Source organism: Salibacterium sp. K-3 (assembly GCF_054052005.1).
In genome coordinates, this window is the sequence record NZ_JBSVZE010000001.1 from 2,261,650 (window position 1) to 2,279,319 (window position 17,670).

At 48.1% G+C, this 17,670-nt stretch carries 18 protein-coding genes; 3 read left to right on the forward strand and 15 right to left on the reverse strand.

Features of this window, described 5'->3' with window-relative positions:
• Positions 1–7: 7 nt before the first annotated feature.
• The 3 genes from ACW9JV_RS11385 to ACW9JV_RS11395 all read left to right on the forward strand — a co-directional run bounded on the left by ACW9JV_RS11385 (position 8) and on the right by ACW9JV_RS11395 (position 3,221).
• The gene (locus tag ACW9JV_RS11385; protein ID WP_457334299.1) at positions 8–307 is read left to right on the forward strand and encodes a HesB/YadR/YfhF family protein; all 300 of its coding nucleotides are present in this window, start codon (positions 8–10) and stop codon (positions 305–307) included.
• Between the two features lie 259 nt (positions 308–566).
• Complete coding sequence (locus ACW9JV_RS11390; RefSeq protein ID WP_457334301.1) at positions 567–2,549, forward strand: S9 family peptidase; 1,983 nt, start codon at positions 567–569, stop codon at positions 2,547–2,549.
• Between the two features lie 33 nt (positions 2,550–2,582).
• Complete coding sequence (locus ACW9JV_RS11395) at positions 2,583–3,221, forward strand: NUDIX hydrolase (protein WP_457334303.1); 639 nt, start codon at positions 2,583–2,585, stop codon at positions 3,219–3,221.
• Here ACW9JV_RS11395 and ACW9JV_RS11400 read toward each other — a convergent pair.
• The 15 genes from ACW9JV_RS11400 to ACW9JV_RS11470 all read right to left on the reverse strand — a co-directional run bounded on the left by ACW9JV_RS11400 (position 3,209) and on the right by ACW9JV_RS11470 (position 17,635).
• On the reverse strand, positions 3,209–3,448 hold the full coding sequence (locus ACW9JV_RS11400) for a YrhC family protein (protein WP_457334305.1): 240 nt from the start codon (positions 3,446–3,448) through the stop codon (positions 3,209–3,211). The two genes, ACW9JV_RS11395 and ACW9JV_RS11400, sit on opposite strands and share 13 nt — an antisense overlap.
• A 90-nt stretch (positions 3,449–3,538) precedes the next feature.
• The gene (gene mtnN, locus ACW9JV_RS11405) at positions 3,539–4,234 is read right to left on the reverse strand and encodes a 5'-methylthioadenosine/S-adenosylhomocysteine nucleosidase (RefSeq protein WP_457334307.1); all 696 of its coding nucleotides are present in this window, start codon (positions 4,232–4,234) and stop codon (positions 3,539–3,541) included.
• A gap of 29 nt (positions 4,235–4,263) precedes the next feature.
• Positions 4,264–5,028, reverse strand: coding sequence for a YrrS family protein (locus ACW9JV_RS11410; protein WP_457334309.1), 765 nt, complete (start codon positions 5,026–5,028; stop codon positions 4,264–4,266).
• Between the two features lie 188 nt (positions 5,029–5,216).
• Positions 5,217–5,693, reverse strand: a complete 477-nt coding sequence (gene greA / locus ACW9JV_RS11415) for a transcription elongation factor GreA (protein ID WP_457334311.1) — start codon at positions 5,691–5,693, stop codon at positions 5,217–5,219.
• A 95-nt stretch (positions 5,694–5,788) separates the two neighbouring features.
• Positions 5,789–6,457: an O-methyltransferase gene (locus ACW9JV_RS11420; protein ID WP_457334313.1), complete on the reverse strand. Its 669-nt coding sequence runs from the start codon at positions 6,455–6,457 to the stop codon at positions 5,789–5,791.
• Positions 6,458–6,560: 103 nt separating this feature from the next.
• Positions 6,561–7,688, reverse strand: coding sequence for an endolytic transglycosylase MltG (mltG, locus tag ACW9JV_RS11425; RefSeq protein WP_457334314.1), 1,128 nt, complete (start codon positions 7,686–7,688; stop codon positions 6,561–6,563).
• Positions 7,689–8,314: 626 nt separating this feature from the next.
• Entirely contained in the window at positions 8,315–8,608 is a 294-nt protein-coding gene (locus ACW9JV_RS11430; protein WP_090925688.1) for a DUF1292 domain-containing protein, read from the reverse strand.
• 13 nt (positions 8,609–8,621) lie between these two features.
• Entirely contained in the window at positions 8,622–9,050 is a 429-nt protein-coding gene (gene ruvX / locus ACW9JV_RS11435; RefSeq protein ID WP_457334316.1) for a Holliday junction resolvase RuvX, read from the reverse strand.
• Positions 9,047–9,319, reverse strand: coding sequence for an IreB family regulatory phosphoprotein (locus ACW9JV_RS11440; RefSeq protein ID WP_457334318.1), 273 nt, complete (start codon positions 9,317–9,319; stop codon positions 9,047–9,049). Before ACW9JV_RS11440 ends, ruvX begins: the two co-directional genes overlap by 4 nt.
• 103 nt (positions 9,320–9,422) lie before the next feature.
• Positions 9,423–12,062, reverse strand: a complete 2,640-nt coding sequence (gene alaS, locus ACW9JV_RS11445; RefSeq protein WP_457334320.1) for an alanine--tRNA ligase — start codon at positions 12,060–12,062, stop codon at positions 9,423–9,425.
• Between the two features lie 314 nt (positions 12,063–12,376).
• Positions 12,377–13,453, reverse strand: a complete 1,077-nt coding sequence (locus tag ACW9JV_RS11450; protein WP_457334322.1) for an AI-2E family transporter — start codon at positions 13,451–13,453, stop codon at positions 12,377–12,379.
• Positions 13,454–13,523: 70 nt separating this feature from the next.
• The gene (locus tag ACW9JV_RS11455) at positions 13,524–14,399 is read right to left on the reverse strand and encodes a MurR/RpiR family transcriptional regulator (RefSeq protein ID WP_457334324.1); all 876 of its coding nucleotides are present in this window, start codon (positions 14,397–14,399) and stop codon (positions 13,524–13,526) included.
• A 21-nt stretch (positions 14,400–14,420) separates the two neighbouring features.
• Positions 14,421–15,266, reverse strand: coding sequence for a carbohydrate ABC transporter permease (locus tag ACW9JV_RS11460; protein ID WP_457334326.1), 846 nt, complete (start codon positions 15,264–15,266; stop codon positions 14,421–14,423).
• 14 nt (positions 15,267–15,280) lie between these two features.
• Entirely contained in the window at positions 15,281–16,174 is an 894-nt protein-coding gene (locus ACW9JV_RS11465) for a carbohydrate ABC transporter permease (RefSeq protein ID WP_457334328.1), read from the reverse strand.
• 84 nt (positions 16,175–16,258) lie between these two features.
• Positions 16,259–17,635, reverse strand: coding sequence for an extracellular solute-binding protein (locus ACW9JV_RS11470; protein WP_457334330.1), 1,377 nt, complete (start codon positions 17,633–17,635; stop codon positions 16,259–16,261).
• Positions 17,636–17,670 lie beyond the last annotated feature (35 nt).

Genomic DNA, 17,670 nt, shown 5'->3' on the forward strand with positions numbered 1-17,670 from the left:
GACAGTCATGGAGATCACTTTGAGCACCCCCGCCCTGAAATGGTTCGAAGAAGAAATGAATGCCGAGGAAGGGGATTATATTCGCTTTTTCGCCCGCTACGGCGGTCGTTCCCCCATCCATCCGGGATTTTCTCTCGGCGTATCTAAGTCCGAACCGTTCGAAACCTGGGCCGAAACAACGAAGGACGGCATTATTTTTTATGTGGAAGAAAAAGATAAATGGTATTTTGAAGGGTACGACCTGCACGTGAAATACAGCCGCAATCATGACAGCATTGAATATGAATACACCGAAGAAAAAAGATAAAAAAGGCTGTCCGGAGCAATCCACCGGACAGCTTCAAGTGGAGAGAGATGCCAACAAGGAAAAGAAAGTCGGCAAAAGAAAAGGAGTTTCCTTGATTTTCAGTATAGGGAACCGGAGCCATTCTTTCATTGAGTTTGTCAGATAATCTTTCCACTTTTTTCAACCGGACACGGAGGTTGTTCGTTGAGGTTTTTCCTTATCTTTACTATACTTATTTCACATCACATGGTGGAAATCACGGAGCAAGGAGGACGTTTAGTTGGCTGACCAGAAACGTGCGGTTACACCTGAAGATATAAAAAATATTCGTGTTGTCGGCGATCCGCGCCTGTCCGGTGACGGTGAAAAATATGCCTATGTCCAGACATCGGTGCGAAATGACACAGAATATAATTCACATCTATTCATCCACCAATTTACCGACAATATGCCGATGCAGTGGACATTCGGGGACGTTCAGGATCATTCACCGCGCTGGTCTCCCGATGGTACAGAACTGGCTTTTGTGTCCACCCGTTCAGGGACCAGCCAGATCTGGATGATGTCAGCAGCAGGAGGTGAACCTCGGCAGCTCACCACCCTGAAACACGGTGCCTCCGACCCGGACTGGTCCCCGGATGGCAGATACCTGCTTTTCACGACCTATGTACGAAACGGCGAAGACCCTTTTTCCGCACCGGAAAACACCGGCACAGAAGAAACAAAGCCCGCGGTTATCCGGCATTTACGTTATAAACAGGAAGGCATGGGGTTCCGCAGAGGCCGGAGAAAGCATCTTGCCCTTCTCGATCTGAAAACAAATGAAGTAAACATCCTGACCAGCGGAGAATATGATCATCATTCCGCACGCTGGTCCCCGGACAGCAGGCAGATCGTTTTCAGTGCCAACCGGGATGAAAATGAAGATGTGTCACAGACTGTGGACCTTTTTATCATCGACACGGAAACAGAAGACATCGTAAAGCTGACCGAGTCCAATGGAGTGTTTTTCAGTGCGAACTGGTCCCATGACGGGCGAAAGATTGCCTGTATCGGCCATGAACTGGACTACAAAGGTGCCACGCTTAACCAGGTCTGGATCATCGATCCTCTCAGCAAAGAACGGCACTGTGTGACGATCAAGTGGGACGTCCAGATCGGAGATGCAGCGATCACCGATTTGCGCGCCGGACAAGCCGACCCCGCTCCTGTCTGGTCAGCCGAACAGGAGTATCTATATTTCAGCGCGAGTGAAAACGGAAATTCCGGCATCTATCAAATGGATATGAACGGGGAAATCACCCCGGTTCATGACGAAGACAATCACGTATTCGGCTTCACCTATCACCCCCGGCTGGATCTGTTTATCGCAGGAATCAGCGATCCGTCCAATCCCGGGGATTTCTATAAAATCGATAAGCAGGATAGAGGAAAAATCCGCCTGACAGATGTCAATGCGGACTTCATCCACAGCGTCCATCTCTCCATTCCGGAGCCGGTGACAGCGGCTGCAGAAGACGGCTGGGATATTCACGGGTGGCTGATGAGGCCGGCGTTTCTTGAAGAAGGACAGCGTTATCCGCTTATTCTCAACATTCACGGCGGGCCTCACGCCATGTACGCCAACACTTTTTTTCATGAACTTCAGATGCTTGCAGCCGAAGGGTATGCCGTACTCTATATGAATCCACGGGGAAGCCACGGTTACGGGCAGACGTTTGCCGATGCCTGCCGCGGGGATTACGGCGGAATGGATTACAGTGATTTAATGAGAAGTGTCGATCATGTTCTCTACCATTATGACTTCCTGGATAAAAACCGGCTCGGTGTAACCGGCGGCAGTTACGGCGGTTTTATGACCAACTGGATCATCGGGCAGACATCCAGGTTCAAAGCCGCCGTCACCCAGCGCTCTATATCCAACTGGACCAGTTTTACCGGAGTCAGTGATATTGGATTTTTCTTCACGGAATGGGAGCTGGGCGTACCTATGTTAGACGATCCGGAAAAGCTCTGGAACCATTCACCTCTGAAATATGTAAAGAATATCGATACACCGCTTTTGATTATGCATGGAGAAAAAGATTACCGGTGCCCGGTGGAACAGGCTGAACAGCTTTTCACCGCTCTGCAGTATCTTGATAAGCAGGTGATGTTTCTGCGCTTTCCGGAATCCAACCATGACCTGAGCCGAAACGGTGCTCCGGCGCTGCGGGTCGAACGTCTCCGGCATATGACATCGTGGTTTCAGAAGCATCTCTAGACAATCCAACACGGGAAAGGAGAAGGTCGGGGATTGAGCTTAAAAAAAGAAGATATCACAAGACGTCTGAGTGGACGGACGCAGGGGATTATTGATGAGAAACGGATGCGCCGTTTTGCCGTCTTTGTGCCTTTAATAGAAAAATCAGATGACATTCATGTTTTATTTGAAGTAAGAGCCGGACATATGAAGCGCCAGCCCGGCGAAATATGCTTTCCCGGAGGAAAAGTGGATGATGAGGATGCCGGTCCCGCTGAAGCGGCTGTCCGCGAGCTTATGGAAGAGACCGGGATCCACAAGAACGAGGCTGCCATTTCCGGCAGCCTCGATAAAATCATATCCCCGTTTAATCAAATCATCTATCCGTTTGCGGGGTTTATTGATCCTGCGGCTTCGTTTCAACCAAATGAAGAGGAAGTGGATGAATTATTTACGGTTCCATTCTCTTTTTTCCTCCGCGAAAAACCGGCGGAACACCTTGTACATCTGCAGATCCAGCCGGAAGAAAGCTTCCCGTTTGAAGCAATCCCGAACGGAAGACATTACGCATGGAGTGCCGGCTCTCATCCTGAATACTTTTATTATTACGGTCCTTACGTGATCTGGGGACTGACCGCCAGGATCATGAAACATTTCATAAACGAAACGGCCGGCACGGATTACAGGTTCTGATTTTCATACTCCGCCTGCTGTTTCGCCCTGCTTTTTGCAACATGGAACAGGACGGACGCGGCACTGAACAGCCCGATGATACCGAGCACGGCAGGCTGTTTGGCTGCCGGAATACTTTCCGGAAGCAGAAGTCCGAGGAATAGAAAACAGGCAGCCGTTATGAAAATTCTGCTGTACATATGATAATCTTCGGCTTTTTTATCGTGTTCTGTTTTTGATTCTGCCATTCTGCTGTTTCCTCCTCCCTTTTTCTTCATCGTATCATAGAAAAAAAGAGAGAAGGACAGGGCATTCATGGCGGGAACAGCAGTATTTTCCTAATTCGTGATATGCTGAATGAACGCAAGAACCAACGCGGCGGAGTTTTCAGATGCCTGTACGAGAAATTCGTCGTAGGACTGTTTGGCATCGTTTCCTGCGACATCGCTCAGTGCACGGATAATGACAAACGGCACGTCGAACCGCCAGCAGACGTGGGCGATCGCTCCAGCTTCCATTTCCGCACACTGCGGCTCGTCGAATGTTTCTTTCAGAAAGGCAATCTGACTGTCTGAACTCATAAACGAGTCCCCTGACAGGATAAGACCGTCCGTGACTGGTATTTGCTCCTGCGAAGCAGCTGCCAGCGTTTTTTCCTTGAGTTTTTCATCCGCTTTATAAGCAACCGGCATCTGCGGCACCTGGCCGTATTCATATCCAAACACCGTCGCATCTACGTCGTTATAACGGACCTCGGTGGAAACGACCAGATCGCCGACGTTCAGTTCCGGATTAAATCCGCCTGCCGAGCCGGTATTGATCACAAGATCCGGGCTGAATTTTTCCATGACGAGCGTCGTGGCAACAGCTGCATTGACTTTTCCGATTCCCGACTGAATGAGCACTACGTCTGCTCCGTGCAGCCTGCCTTTATAAAAGCGGGTTCCGCCGGTTACTTCCTCCCGGCATTCCTCCAGTTTTGATTTCAATACCTCCACTTCTTCATCCATGGCACCAATAACTGCTATTTTCATGTTTTCGTTCCTTTCCAGCCTGATTATCCTTAAAGCTCGGGATTGGAATCCGCCTGCTCTACCTCGACCGGCTTCCACCCTTCATCTTCTACAAATTCCATCGTTACTTTATACGGTGTCTGCCTGTTTTCATATGTGCTCACATATCCTATGGCTCTATTGGGGGCCCCGCCGTTTTCAATTCGCCATGTTTCGGCTTCCTCTTCGTCCAGCCCGGCAGCATAGCGCAGGGCGGCTTCCATCTCAGCCCAGTTCTGACTGTCAGTATCGAAGTTATGAGAAAATGAACCGGACTGTTCTGTGCCGATCGGCTCCCACTCGTCTTCATCAGGACCGCCGCCTTCAGGAATAGATACGGAATCTCCTCCCCCATCATTCTCTTCATTATCTGGTTCTGAGTCTGAATCATTCTCTTCTTCCGTGGTGCTGTTATTCTCCTCAGAATCAGTGCTGTTATCCGTGGGTTTTTCTACAGGTGAAGAGTCGTCCTGATTATTCGTATCCGGGGTTTCATTCTGATTATCCGTTTCAGGGTTATCTTCCGGGACTGTCTGTTCTTCTGTAGTCTGTTCTTCTGTAGTCTCCTCTTCAGAGGGTTCCGTTTCTTCATTCTGCTGCGGTTCCGACGTGTCATCCTCCGCTGCTTCTTCACTTCCCGGGAGGAACAGCTGCACCGCAAAAAATACAATCAGGGCGCCGACAAGGAGAATGGAGATATTCAAGATCCGGTTCATACGCTTGCGCTTTCTCATTTCATATCGATTTTCATCATTAAATCCCTGGTTTCCATTCATTTTTTTTCACCTGCCTGTTTTGTCTCTATCCATAACATGTCTACCCATATCATATAAAATTTTAACACGTGAAGCGAGGGAAAAACCGAAAATATACCGTTTTTCCCACAGCATTTTCATCAAGCAGGCCCAAGGGCGGAAAAAAGCAGTGTCCGCCTGTTGGGACACTGCTTTCTGTGCGTCACGCGTTAATTCACTTCGAGGATTTCCACATCAAATTCCCCGCCTGGTGTATTCACGGTAACATGGTCTCCTACTTTGCGTCCGAGAAGACTCTGTGCCATCGGAGAATCATTGGAGATTTTCCCTTCCAGGGGATCGGATTCTGCGCTGCCGACAATCGTATACACTTCTTCATCTCCATCCGGAACCTCTTTGAACTTAACGGATTTCCCAAGTGCCACCTCGGAATTATTGGTGGCATCCTCTTCTATAATGACGGCGTTTTTCAGCATTTTTTCTATCTGGTTGATCCGGCCTTCTACAAAAGCCTGTTCATCTTTGGCTGCATCGTATTCGGAGTTCTCCGAGAGATCCCCGAAACTTCTAGCGATTTTTATTCGTTCCACGACTTCCTGGCGCCGTTCTGTTTTCAGCTGTTCAAATTCTTCTTCCAACTTACGTTTTCCTTCTTCTGTCATGTAATGCTGTTTTTCTTCTGCCATTTCACTGTCACTCCTCTTTCCAGTCAATACTTCCGCTTTTCTTCATTCCATTGGATAGAATGGGTATAAAATGGGTCATTCTGCCATTATCATACTCACCCATCCGTTAAATTACAATCCTTTTCTTTTTTCAGGCTGACCGCCAGCCCGTCTCCTACAGGAAGGAACGTTGTCTCTATACCCGGGTGTGTGCTGATGTATTCGTTAAAGGTACGGATTTTTTCCGCCATCGGGCGCAGCCTTTCAGACGCCTGTCCGGGATCTGCTGCAAGTCCTTTAAAGAACACATTGTCACAGAGAATGAGACCGTTTACCTTAACATATGGGAGATACGTTTCGAAAAAATCCATGTACCTGCCTTTTGCTGCATCGATAAACAACGCATCAAATTCGGCTTCTTCTTCCGGCAATGACCACCCTTGCAGCGCATCTCCCAGATAAAAAGAAGTGCGGGCATCCAGTCCGCTTTCCTTCCTGTATTGCAGCGCCCGCTGATGGGACTGCTCATCTTTTTCCATCGATATGATATGCGCTTCAGGAAGGGCATCTGCCATCCTCAGAGCGGAATACCCAATAGCGGTCCCTATTTCCAGAACCCTGCGGCTGTCATGCAGTTTCAGCAGCTGCAGCATCACTTCCATGGAATCTTTTTCCATTATGGGGATTTTTTCTTCCTGTGCAAAGGCTTCCATGTTACGAAAAAGTGTATGTTCTTTTCCCTTCAGAGATTCCATATACGTCAGCAATGCGGTGTGATCTTTCATTTTTTTACCCTCTGTTTTCTTACAAAATAGGCCTCCCCCTGATTCAAACGGGGAAGCCGTGCTGCGGAGTCATGGTCGGACGGCTTTTCCGCCTTTGTTTTGTTTATTCTTCCCTTGCTTCCACCCATTCATGTCGGTACTCCTCCTGTACTTCCCGGTGATCACGATACTCTTCATTATAGATCACCTCACCGTTCGGCCTTGCGTAGAAAAAGAGATAATCATTCTCTTCCGGATTCATGACGGCCTGAATAGCAGAAAGTCCCGGACTTGCTATCGGTCCCGGAGGAATTCCGGTATTCTGGTAGGTGTTATAGGGGGATTCGGTTTCAAGATCTTTACTGGAAGTCATATAGTTATGTTCTCCCATAGCATAGGAAACCGTAGGATCTACTTCGAGACGCATTCCTTCTTCCAGTCTGTTGAACAGGACGCCGGCAATTCTCGGCCGGTCTTCCTCTTTACGCGCTTCACGCTCCACAATCGATGCAAGTGTCAGAAGTTCATGAAACGTATAGTCACTTTCCTCCACTTGTTCCGAAAATTCTACCATAATCTCCTCTGTCTCTTCAATCATCCGGGCAGCGATTTCTTCAATAGAGGTATCTTCTTCCACAAATTCATACGTAGCAGGAAACAGATAACCTTCCAGGGGATACCGGATATCTTCGTTCAATACAGCTTCAGTAACCGCATCATTTTCCTCTATCAGCTGTTTCACATACGCTTCGTCTTCCAGTTTGGACCGGACAGCTTCCGCTTCATGAGGTCCTGCCTCCGCAATAGTCTGAACGATTCCTTCATACCATGTTCCTTCCGGAATCGTAAAAGAAAACGCGGGTTCTTCCATAACCGTACCGTCTTTCAGTTCATCAATAACTGTATCTATGTCCATGGATGGGGACAATTCGTACTGTCCTGCCTGAAATCCCTGTTCGTTATTATAACGCACGTAGTACTGAAATACTGTTCCGTTTTTGATGACATTGTTTTCTTCCAGAATGGAGCCGATGTCGGAAGCACTCGAGCCTATCGGTATTTCCACCGTCACCGTTTCGTCCGAATCTTTATCTGCGGGTTCCAGTGCGGATGATATGTATAAATAACCGCCGACAGCTGCTGCAGCGACCGCTGTTACAAGGACAGCCAGCGTGATCAGCACAATTTTTCTCACGATACCTGCCTGTTTTTCTTTCTCGGTCAAGTCCTCGGTTTTTTTTCTGCCAAACATACCTGTTTTCCCCTCCCATCGATTCCATTATACAGTATCCGTCAATATTCACAGAATGACATAAAAAAAGAGCCTGAGACAAAAGACCGGAAGTCAACTGAAAACCGGAACAAAACAAGCACGACTGAGCTCGCTGCAGCCGGCCACTGCGCTTTCCATGGGGACGGCTTCAGCTAACTTGGTAAAGAAAACCGCTTTACCAAGTGGATCTTCAGCTCGTCCTCACCCCATAGGAGTCTCCGTGGCCGGCCTCCGCTGAGAAAGATAGACTGATCCTAATCAAAAAAGAATAGTATTACGGACATGTTAAGCCTCAAAACGGCAATCCAGTGGAGTCAGAATAGGTCGTCTCCTGCTCAGAAAAGCACGAGTCACGGGTACCCACAGGAAGCGCCTTTCTTCCGAGGGCCCGCACGATGCGGGTCAGGTCGGCGCCCGCCAGGACGTGCCGGTTTTAGCCGATCATCCTCTTTTCGAGCCGTGCCCGCGGAAAGCGACCTATTTTGACGCAGCAGTAGGACAATACACAAAAAATCCGAACGATTTCTTCCATAAATCGTTCGGATAAATCGTTCGGATTTTTTTATCTTTGATAATGTTTTGTCCCAGCTCCAACGACAGGGATGTTATTCCTCATCTTCTCCTGCACTGAAGGTTTCCACCATTTCCTCTACCATTTCCCATTCCTCATCGGATTCGATCGGGTAAAGAGATAATTCTTCGCCTTCTTCTTCCCCTTCTTCGTAGCGGAAGGCAAATACTTCAATTTCTTCCTCTTCGCTTTCCTGATCTCCTGCTGCCGTCAATACCATGTAAGAATACCCTGTTTCGTTCACATCAAAGGTAAACAGCAAATCAAATAAGTGTTCATTCCCATCTTCATCCGGGATCACAATCCGCTCGTTTTCTTCTTCAGCCATCTTTATACCTCCATTAAATGGAACCTGATTGTTCCTGATCTAAATATCCCTGTAAAATCATGACGGCAGCCATTTTATCCACCACTTTTTTCCGTTTCTTCCGGCTCACATCTGCTTCCAGCAGCGTCCGTTCCGCGGCCTGGGTGGTCAGTCTTTCATCATACATGGAAACCGGCACATTATATTCCTGTTCCAGTTTTTCCGCGAACGCAAGGCACTGTTCCCCGCGTGGTCCGATGGTTCCGTTCATATTTTTCGGGAGTCCGACGACAATTTCATGAGCCTCATGATCTTTCATGATTTCCTGAATACGGGGGAAGGATTCCAATGGATCTTCCCCCTTCACATGAATGGTCTCAAGTCCCTGGGCTGTCCAGCGCAGGGCATCGGACACCGCCACGCCTATCCGCTTGTTTCCGACATCCAGTCCCAGTACCTTCATTCATTCTCCTTCCTGTGTTCCGTTAAATAAGAACGCACCAGTTCTTCTATCATCTCATCCCTTTCCAATTTACGGATAAGTGTCCTGGCATCTTTGTATCTTGGAATGTATGCAGGATCTCCGGACAACAAATAACCCACGATCTGATTGATCGGATTATAGCCTTTTTCCTCCAGGGCCTGATACACGGAAAATAACACATCACCTGCATCTTTATCCGCTGTATCGTCCTGAACATTAAACTTCATGGTGCTGTCATTATAATCCATTCCATACACCTCCTCTTCCTACATACTTCCGTGTGTATATCAACGGCCTCTGCCGTTATGAACAGTTCACAGCCTGCCCTTATTGTACACTAATTATTCTGGTTTAGGAAATGGATTGGATAATATCTTCCACAGCCGCCAGTGCTTCGGGAAGTTTTTCCGGGTTTTTACCTCCAGCCTGGGCCATATCGGGACGGCCTCCTCCGCCGCCGCCGCAGATGGAAGCCGTCTGTTTCACAATATCCCCAGCTTTATAGCCCTGCTCCGTTAAGTCTTTCGTAACCCCTGCTGCAATGTTTACTTTCCCGTCGTTGACAGTGCCGAGCACAATGATCCCGGAATCCAGCTGTTGTTTCAGTTCATCGACCGTATTGCGGAGACCGTCCATATCCGGAGCCTCCACTTCTTTGGCGATGACATAGACATTGCTTACTGTTTTTCCTTCATGGATCAGGTTCCCTGCTTCCATATTGCCGAGCTTGGAGGCAAGGGACTCATTTTCCCGCTGCAGTTCCCGTATCTGCTGCTGCAGAGCCTGGGCCCGCTGAGGGACGTCTTTTAACGTTTTTGCTTTTAACAGATCTCCTGTTTCTTTCAGAAGAGACAGCTGCTCGTTGATGTATTCAAATGCCTTTCTTCCGGTCACAGCCTCCACTCTGCGGACACCGGCGCCGATTCCTGCCTCCGACACAATCTTGAACATACCGATCTCTGCCGTATTGTTTACGTGACAGCCGCCGCACAGCTCGATGCTGTAGTCATCCACCTGCACAACACGGACATCCGTGCCGTATTTCTCCCCGAATAATGCCATGGCTCTCATCTCTTTTGCCTGTTCCAGCTTCATTTCTTCAATTACAACCGGAACAGCCTGTGCCACCTTATCATTAACGATCTGCTCAATACGTTCCAGTTCCTCTGTGGTAACCTGCCCGAAGTGGGAGAAATCAAAGCGGAGATAGTCTTTTTCAACCAGGGATCCGGACTGGTTCACATGCTCTCCAAGAACGTCCTTCAAAGCCTGATGCAGAAGGTGGGTTGCCGTATGATTTTTTACAATATCGACGCGGCTTCGTTCTTGTACTGCGGCGTCTACAACGGATCCGGTCCGCAGCGAACCTTTCGTTACTTCGATCGTATGAAGGTTCTGACCGTTCGGCGCTTTCTGGACATCTATCACCTGTGCCTGTGCCTGATCGTGATAGATGATTCCTGTATCTGCGACCTGCCCGCCGCTTTCCGCGTAAAACGGGGTGCGGTCCAGAATGATGCTTGCTGTCATTCCTTCTGAGATCGTGTCGGTGATCTCCCGGTCATGCAGGATGACCTGAATGGCGGCTTGCGTCTGGAGGGTGTGATATCCGACAAATTCACTTTCTGCTTTCACATCCGACAGCACCGCATCTTGTGTCTGCATCGATCCGCTGTCTTTTCTGGCTGCACGGGCCCGGTCACGCTGGGCCTGCATCTCTTCTTCAAATTCTTTCTCATTAATGGAAAATCCTTCTTCAATAACATATTCTTCTGTAAGATCCGCAGGAAAACCGTACGTATCATAAAGCCGGAAGACGTCTTTGCCGGAAATGACGCTGCTTCCATTTTCCTTCTCTTTTTTCATAATATCCGACAGGATGGCAAGTCCTTCGCTTAGTCTTTCGTGAAAACGATCTTCTTCATTTTTGATGACTTTCTGGACAAAAGCTTCTTTCTCTGTCACTTCCGGATAATGATCTTTCATGATCGTTCCGACAACGGGCACGAGCTCGTACATAAAGGCCCGTTCAATTCCGATCATTTTCGCATATCGAACGGCGCGCCGGAGCAGACGGCGCAGGACATAACCTCGGCCTTCGTTCGATGGGAGCGCTCCATCACCGATCGCAAAGCTGACGGTGCGGATGTGATCAGCGATGACTTTCAAGGCGGTATCCGTATCGCCGGAGGAGCCGTATTCCACGCCGGCTATCTTTTCCGTTTCGCGTATAATCGGCAGGAACAGATCGGTATCATAGTTGGTCGGTGCCTCCTGAATGACCGATACCATTCGTTCAAGGCCCATGCCGGTATCAATATTCTGTTTCGGCAGCGGTGTATAGGTGCCGTCCGGATTGTGATTGAACTGGGAAAAGACAAGGTTCCAGATTTCCAGATACCGTTCGTTTTCCCCGCCCGGATACAGTTCCGGATCCGTGGCGTCATCGCCGTAGGCCGGTCCGCGGTCATAAAAAATCTCCGTGTTCGGCCCGCTCGGCCCTTCACCGATATCCCAGAAATTCTCCTCCAGGCGTATAATACGTTCTTCCGGTAAGCCGATGTCATTTTTCCAGTACTCATACGCTTCGCCGTCTTCCGGATGAACAGTGACCGACAACCGATCTTCTTCGAATCCGATCCAGCGGTCACTCGTCAGAAATTCCCACGCGAATTCGATCGCTTCTTTTTTAAAATAATCACCAATCGAGAAATTTCCGAGCATTTCAAAAAAAGTGTGATGGCGTGCTGTCTTGCCGACATTTTCAATATCATTTGTGCGGATCGATTTCTGGACGTTTACAATTCTTGGATTATCCGGAACGATACGGCCGTCAAAATATTTCTTAAGTGTAGCCACCCCGCTGTTGATCCAGAGCAGCGTCGGATCTTCATGTGGTACAAGCGGCGCGCTCGGCTCCACATCGTGCCCTTTTTCCTTAAAAAAATCGAGAAACTGTTGTCTTACTTCTGCCGAGGTATGAACCGTCATATCATGTTTCCTCCTTGTTTTATTATTTATGTACGAAAAAAATCCCGTCCCGCTTGATGCAGGGACGAGATGACTCGCGTTACCACCCTGTTTACAGACCGATGGATGCATCCAGCCTGTCAACTTTATGCTTTAACGCAGCGTCACGGCAGAGTTTGTCTGCATTCCGGGCCAGCTTTCAACTGATCAATCCTGCCGTTTTATTACAGCCTGGTAAAACGGTCTCTGGTTCAGGGGCTTCAGTCTACTTTTCCCATCTTCACGTTTTCTGTATCCATTGTCTTCTTTAGTTATATAAGATATCACGGTATATGTCAATCTTCTTTCAGTTTCTCTTTTTTATAGGTGCGGAACGTACGTGTAATATGGTGGACGATGACAAACAGCGGAACAGCAGCAAGAAGTCCGATCACCCCGGCAGCTTCAAATCCAAGCAGAAGAGCAAAAACAAGCACGAGCGGGTGCAGATCTACTGTTCTTCCGACAATATAGGGAGAAAGAAGATTTCCTTCCAGCTGCTGGATGACAAACAGAACACCAGCTGCCGCAAGCGCCTTATTCATCGATACAGTTCCGGCTGCAATGACAGCAGGAACGGCGCCCAGAATCGGGCCGAAATACGGAATAACGTCCGTCAGGCCGATAAAAAGGCCGAGAACGACTGCGTTTGGAATCTCCATCCAGACGAGTGCAAACGTCGATAAAAGTCCGACCGTACCGGCGACGAGGAACTGGCCGCGGATATAACTGCCGAGGGACTCATCGATGGATACGGCAAGAAGATGTGCTTCCTTCCGCCATTTTACCGGTGTCAGTCGCTTTACCATCTTTTGAAAAGCTCTGTAGTCTTTTAATAGATAAAACACTAGAAAAGGCAGAAGAATCAGCATGACAGCAAAATCGAATATATCCTTCCATCTCCCTGCCCATCCGCGGATCATCCGGACTGCCCGTGTTTCTGCCTCCTGAAAAGCGGCTTCCATATGATCATGCACGACCGGGGGAAGAAGTTCCACCCGCTGGTGAATCGCCGTCATCCATTGATAGGCCTGGTCAAAATAAAACGGAAGACTGCGGATAAACCGGTCCAGTTCCTGATACATCACCGGACTGTAATACCATATCAGCCAGCTTCCTCCCCCGAAAAAGATGACATAAACCGCTGTTATCGCAAGAGGACGCGGCAGCCGGCATCTATGCAGCACATCTATCACCGGATGAAGCAGGTAGGCTATGATTCCGGCGGCAAGAAAAGGAAGCAGAACCTTTCCTGCTGTCTTGAGAATCGGAAGCCAGACCGGGTGCAGCAGATAAATGAGATATACCATTATCAACACCGCAGCCGCGGTCAGCATGCGCCGCATCCAGACCCGTTCCTGTTCAGGATTCATCAGCTGTCCCACCCCTTTTACCACTAGGATGGAACAATACGCACCGATTTATGAAAAACCACATAGGCTGTTAATCCTGTTTCAGAAAATCAACCGCTTTTCTTGTCTCTTCCATGTAATGAATAGAATGATCATAAGCTTCAGCCAATACACACATAAAAAGAACATCAACCATGTACAGCTGGGCAAGCCTCGAAGATGTCGCCCCGCTGCGGACGGTCGGTTCCATGGAAGCGGATGTGTACAGGGCACAATCTGCAGCTGCGGATAAAGAAGACTGGCCGAGCCGGGTCAGGGAAATGGTTTTCACCCCTTTTTGGGCGGCCAGTTCCATTACCCGGATCACTTCTTTGGTCTCTCCGGAAAAAGAAACAGCAAAAAATAGATCATGGTGATCTGCATTTGCCAGCTGCGTGACAGCCATATGAGGATCCGTAAAGGCTGTCACATTACGGTTAATCCTCATAAACTTCTGCTCTGCATCCCGGGCAATTAAGTTGGATGCTCCAACACCGAAAAAGTAGAGTCGGCTGCTTGTTTTCAAGTATTGAACGGCACGCTCGAGCTGATCATAATTCATCGTATCCGTCGTTTCATGAATGGCCTGCCGGCTGTTGGAGAGCATTTTCTGTACAACTTTCCGGTAAGATTCTCCCGGCTCTATTTCCCTGTATCCTCTTGATACCTCCATCTGCAGATCACCGTTGATCCGCAGCTTCAGATCCGGAAGTCCCTGCAGCCCGAGCGACTTGCACAATCTCATGACGGCCGCACTGCTGGTTCCGCTTTTTTCAGCAAGTTCCTGTGCGGTATACTGAACCGAAAATTCAGGGTGGTCCACGATATAGGCCGCAATTTTCTGTTCCGAGCGTGGGAGATAGTCCTTCATTTCTTTCAGCAGGGTCAGTCCGCCTTTTAAAGAAGTGGAGCTGTTCTGTTCTGTCATGCGCTTCACCTTTTCTTTTGATCATCCTTTTACAGCACCTTCTGTCATCCCTTTGGTAATTCTGCGCTGGAACACCGCGTAAGCAATGATAACCGGGACAATTGCTATCACCAGCCCGGCAAACAACGTCCCCCAGGCATTTGTGTATTGTGCCTCGTTTTTCATAAAATCAACAGCCAGAGCAAGGGTGTATTTCTCTGACGACTGCAGAAATATCAACGCCATAAAATATTCATTCCAGAAGTTAATCGCATTCATAATGGAAATGGTAATAATCCCCGTCATCGAAAGTGGCGTGATGACAGTGAACAGCATACGATACTGTGACATGCCATCAATGGCCGCTGCTTCTTCGAGGTCCGCAGGAATCGTGCTCATAAATCCAGTAAGAATAAATACGCTGAAGGGAATCTGGCTCATAGCATAGACTAATACTAATCCGAACAGATTGTCCAGCAGATTGATGTTCAACAGCAGGAAAAACAACGGAATCCATCCGAGAACAAGCGGAATCATCATCGCACTCAGGTATAAATTATACATGAGCGTACTTCCCTTAAAACGGATCCTTTCGAGTGCATAAGACGTAGGAACAGCCAGAATGATGGTGAGCAGGGTCCCGCCTGCCGTCACCATGATGCTGTTCAAGGCACTGGTGCCAAGGCCGTAATCAAACCAGGCAACCGCATAATTTGAAAAATTCCATGATTCAGGAAGACCCCAGGGGGATGCATAGATCTCAGCATTGGACTTGAAAGACCCTAAAACCATCCAGATAATAGGAAACAATACAGCGGCGGCCCATAAAATCAATGGTATTCTGATCCCGGTTTGTTTGATAATATCTTTTCTATTTCGGCTTTTCATTCATCCTCCCCCCTTTAATATTGAATTTTTTCCCGTTTCATGAATTTCTGCAGAAGCAGTACCGTAATCAGCGAAAGAATAAGGATAGCCACACCAATCGTCGCCCCGTATCCGAAATTATTCCGCTGAAAAGCCTGCTGGTACAAATACGACCCCATCACCTGGGTGGAATTGTCAGGCCCTCCCTCTGTCATCACCTGCACGATGATGAACGAACCGTTCAACGTCGTAATAACGATATACAGGATCGAGTTCTTAATCTGCGGCCACACAAGCGGAACTGTCACTTTCCAGAACTGCTGCCATCCGCTTGCACCATCAACGACTGCCGCTTCATAATAACTTTCCGGAATGGTTAATATACCGCCAATCAGCATTAACATGAAAAGACCGATACCTGCCCAAACCGATGGCAGAACGAGAGCGGACAAAGCTGTGTCAGGATTACCCAGCCATGCTTTCGTCCACTCACCAAGACCGACCGCCTCCAGTCCTGAATTAATCAGCCCCAGATCCGGATTAAAAATAAACATCCAAAGAATTCCTATGACGACAATGCTCATAATGTTTGGAAAGAAAAAAACAATCCGGTAAAACGGAGCTTCCTTGATACGAAGCTGGGTTAATGCCACGGCAAAAAATGTGGAAAGAATCATAATGCCGGTCACTTTGGTCACAACAAGAAAGTAATCATGCCAGATCGTATGTGGAAACACTTCATCCTGAAAAAGTTCAATATAATTATCAAATCCGACAAATTCTTTATTGGAGGATACGCCGGACATTTCAAAAAAAGAATAATACATACCGCTGAACAAAGGATAAATGGTAAATATCAGAAACAGTATAAACGTAGGAAGCAGACAGAAAGCTAAAAATCCGTACCGCTGTCTTTTCGTCTGAACCATGGTTCCGCTCCTTTCCTTCACAACAGACACCGGCTGTGCAGGGAAGAGGGGACCATCCTTTGGGAGATCCCCTTTTTCACCAATTTAGTCACGATAATCTGCTGCTGCTTCTTCCGCTCTCTCCGTAAATTCTTCCGCGGTGATATCCCCCGACATCAATGCCACAAGAGCATCACTGATCGGCTGTTCCAGATCCGCGCTCATCGGATAAGGGAGTGAGTGTATCTCCACCTGCTCCGGATCGTTAATCATTTCATTGGCTTCCTGAAGATACTCCGGAACTTCTGGATTTTCACTAAGGTCCACATCCGAAATATTCATGATCGCACCGGTATATTCAGAAAACAGCTGGGCGTACTCCCTTTTGAAAACAAATTCCACAAATGCCTTGGCTGCCTCCGGATTATCCGCATTTTCCGCTATAGCAAGCGGTCTCAAGTCTGGAACGACGACATAGGGTTCTCCTTCATCCTGAAATGGAGACGGTGTAAACCCGTATTCAAAATCGTCGGGAGTATCGTTTTCCATTTCATTCGGGAGCCAGAACCCGACTGGTATGAATGCGTTTTCATGCATAAGAAAATTCATCTGCGACTGCGTATGATTCAGCGCTGCATAGCCCGAATCAACATAGCCGGCGTCAACCATTTCTTCCACCTTCTTCATCACACTCAGCGTCTCCTCACTAGTCCAGGCTCCTTCTTCCCCGGCTGTCAGTTCGGCCAGCAGTTCATCTCCTCCGGCTGCACCAAAAGCAGGATTGAGCACCCCACGCAGGAAATAATAAGGATACTGCCCGGTTGTAACGAACGGTTCCATTCCTTCTTCTTTCTGAATATTGCCCATTACTTCCATGAAATGATCAAAATTATCGGGTACTTCCCACCCTTTTTCTTCAAACCATGCTTTATCGTACCAGGTTCCCCACGTATCAAATACAAGCGGAAGACTGTACAACTCTCCATCATATTTATTAGGTTCCACAATAAAACTGTCCAGTAATTTCGATCCATCTTCGAGTTCAATATCAGCAGCCCAGTCCGTCAAATTCATCAGCTGTCCATCTTCCACCATCTGGGTTTCACTGGATCCTGCACCGTCAATGTAAACCACATCCGGAGGATCGTTCGACACCCAGCGGGTCCGCATTTCTTCGTTAATATTAGGTCCGGCGTGTTCTATGATATTGAGATCCGGATGCTGCTCCTGAAAATCTCCTATCACTTCTTTCCACCATTCGTCCCCGTACCCTCCGACAAAATACTGAATTTCAAAATCTCCGGAAAGACTTCCATCTCCCCCTCCGCTTTCCCCATTGTCCGATGTTTCTTCCGTATTCTGCTCCGAATTGTCTGATTCAGCAGTTTCGTCCCCTTCTCCTCCGGATGAACAGGCCGCGGCTATGCTGAACGCTGAAAGAATACCGACCGTTTTCCACCATCTCGTGAATTGCGGCTTCATTACTACTTCCCCCTTTTTTTAATATCCCTTCTGTC

What these genes read in the sequence shown, in the direction of transcription:
- ACW9JV_RS11385 (WP_457334299.1), top strand. Translation starts at nt 8, where the DNA reads ATGGAGATCACTTTGAGCACCCCCGCCCTGAAATGGTTCGAAGAAGAA.
- ACW9JV_RS11400 (WP_457334305.1), bottom strand. Translation starts at nt 3,448, where the DNA reads ATGGCAGAATCAAAAACAGAACACGATAAAAAAGCCGAAGATTATCAT.
- mtnN (WP_457334307.1), bottom strand. Translation starts at nt 4,234, where the DNA reads ATGAAAATAGCAGTTATTGGTGCCATGGATGAAGAAGTGGAGGTATTG.
- ACW9JV_RS11410 (WP_457334309.1), bottom strand. Translation starts at nt 5,028, where the DNA reads ATGAATGGAAACCAGGGATTTAATGATGAAAATCGATATGAAATGAGA.
- greA (WP_457334311.1), bottom strand. Translation starts at nt 5,693, where the DNA reads ATGGCAGAAGAAAAACAGCATTACATGACAGAAGAAGGAAAACGTAAG.
- ACW9JV_RS11420 (WP_457334313.1), bottom strand. Translation starts at nt 6,457, where the DNA reads ATGAAAGATCACACCGCATTGCTGACGTATATGGAATCTCTGAAGGGA.
- mltG (WP_457334314.1), bottom strand. Translation starts at nt 7,688, where the DNA reads ATGTTTGGCAGAAAAAAAACCGAGGACTTGACCGAGAAAGAAAAACAG.
- ACW9JV_RS11430 (WP_090925688.1), bottom strand. Translation starts at nt 8,608, where the DNA reads ATGGCTGAAGAAGAAAACGAGCGGATTGTGATCCCGGATGAAGATGGG.
- ruvX (WP_457334316.1), bottom strand. Translation starts at nt 9,050, where the DNA reads ATGAAGGTACTGGGACTGGATGTCGGAAACAAGCGGATAGGCGTGGCG.
- ACW9JV_RS11440 (WP_457334318.1), bottom strand. Translation starts at nt 9,319, where the DNA reads ATGGATTATAATGACAGCACCATGAAGTTTAATGTTCAGGACGATACA.
- alaS (WP_457334320.1), bottom strand. Translation starts at nt 12,062, where the DNA reads ATGACGGTTCATACCTCGGCAGAAGTAAGACAACAGTTTCTCGATTTT.
- ACW9JV_RS11450 (WP_457334322.1), bottom strand. Translation starts at nt 13,453, where the DNA reads ATGAATCCTGAACAGGAACGGGTCTGGATGCGGCGCATGCTGACCGCG.
- ACW9JV_RS11455 (WP_457334324.1), bottom strand. Translation starts at nt 14,399, where the DNA reads ATGACAGAACAGAACAGCTCCACTTCTTTAAAAGGCGGACTGACCCTG.
- ACW9JV_RS11460 (WP_457334326.1), bottom strand. Translation starts at nt 15,266, where the DNA reads ATGAAAAGCCGAAATAGAAAAGATATTATCAAACAAACCGGGATCAGA.
- ACW9JV_RS11465 (WP_457334328.1), bottom strand. Translation starts at nt 16,174, where the DNA reads ATGGTTCAGACGAAAAGACAGCGGTACGGATTTTTAGCTTTCTGTCTG.
- ACW9JV_RS11470 (WP_457334330.1), bottom strand. Translation starts at nt 17,635, where the DNA reads ATGAAGCCGCAATTCACGAGATGGTGGAAAACGGTCGGTATTCTTTCA.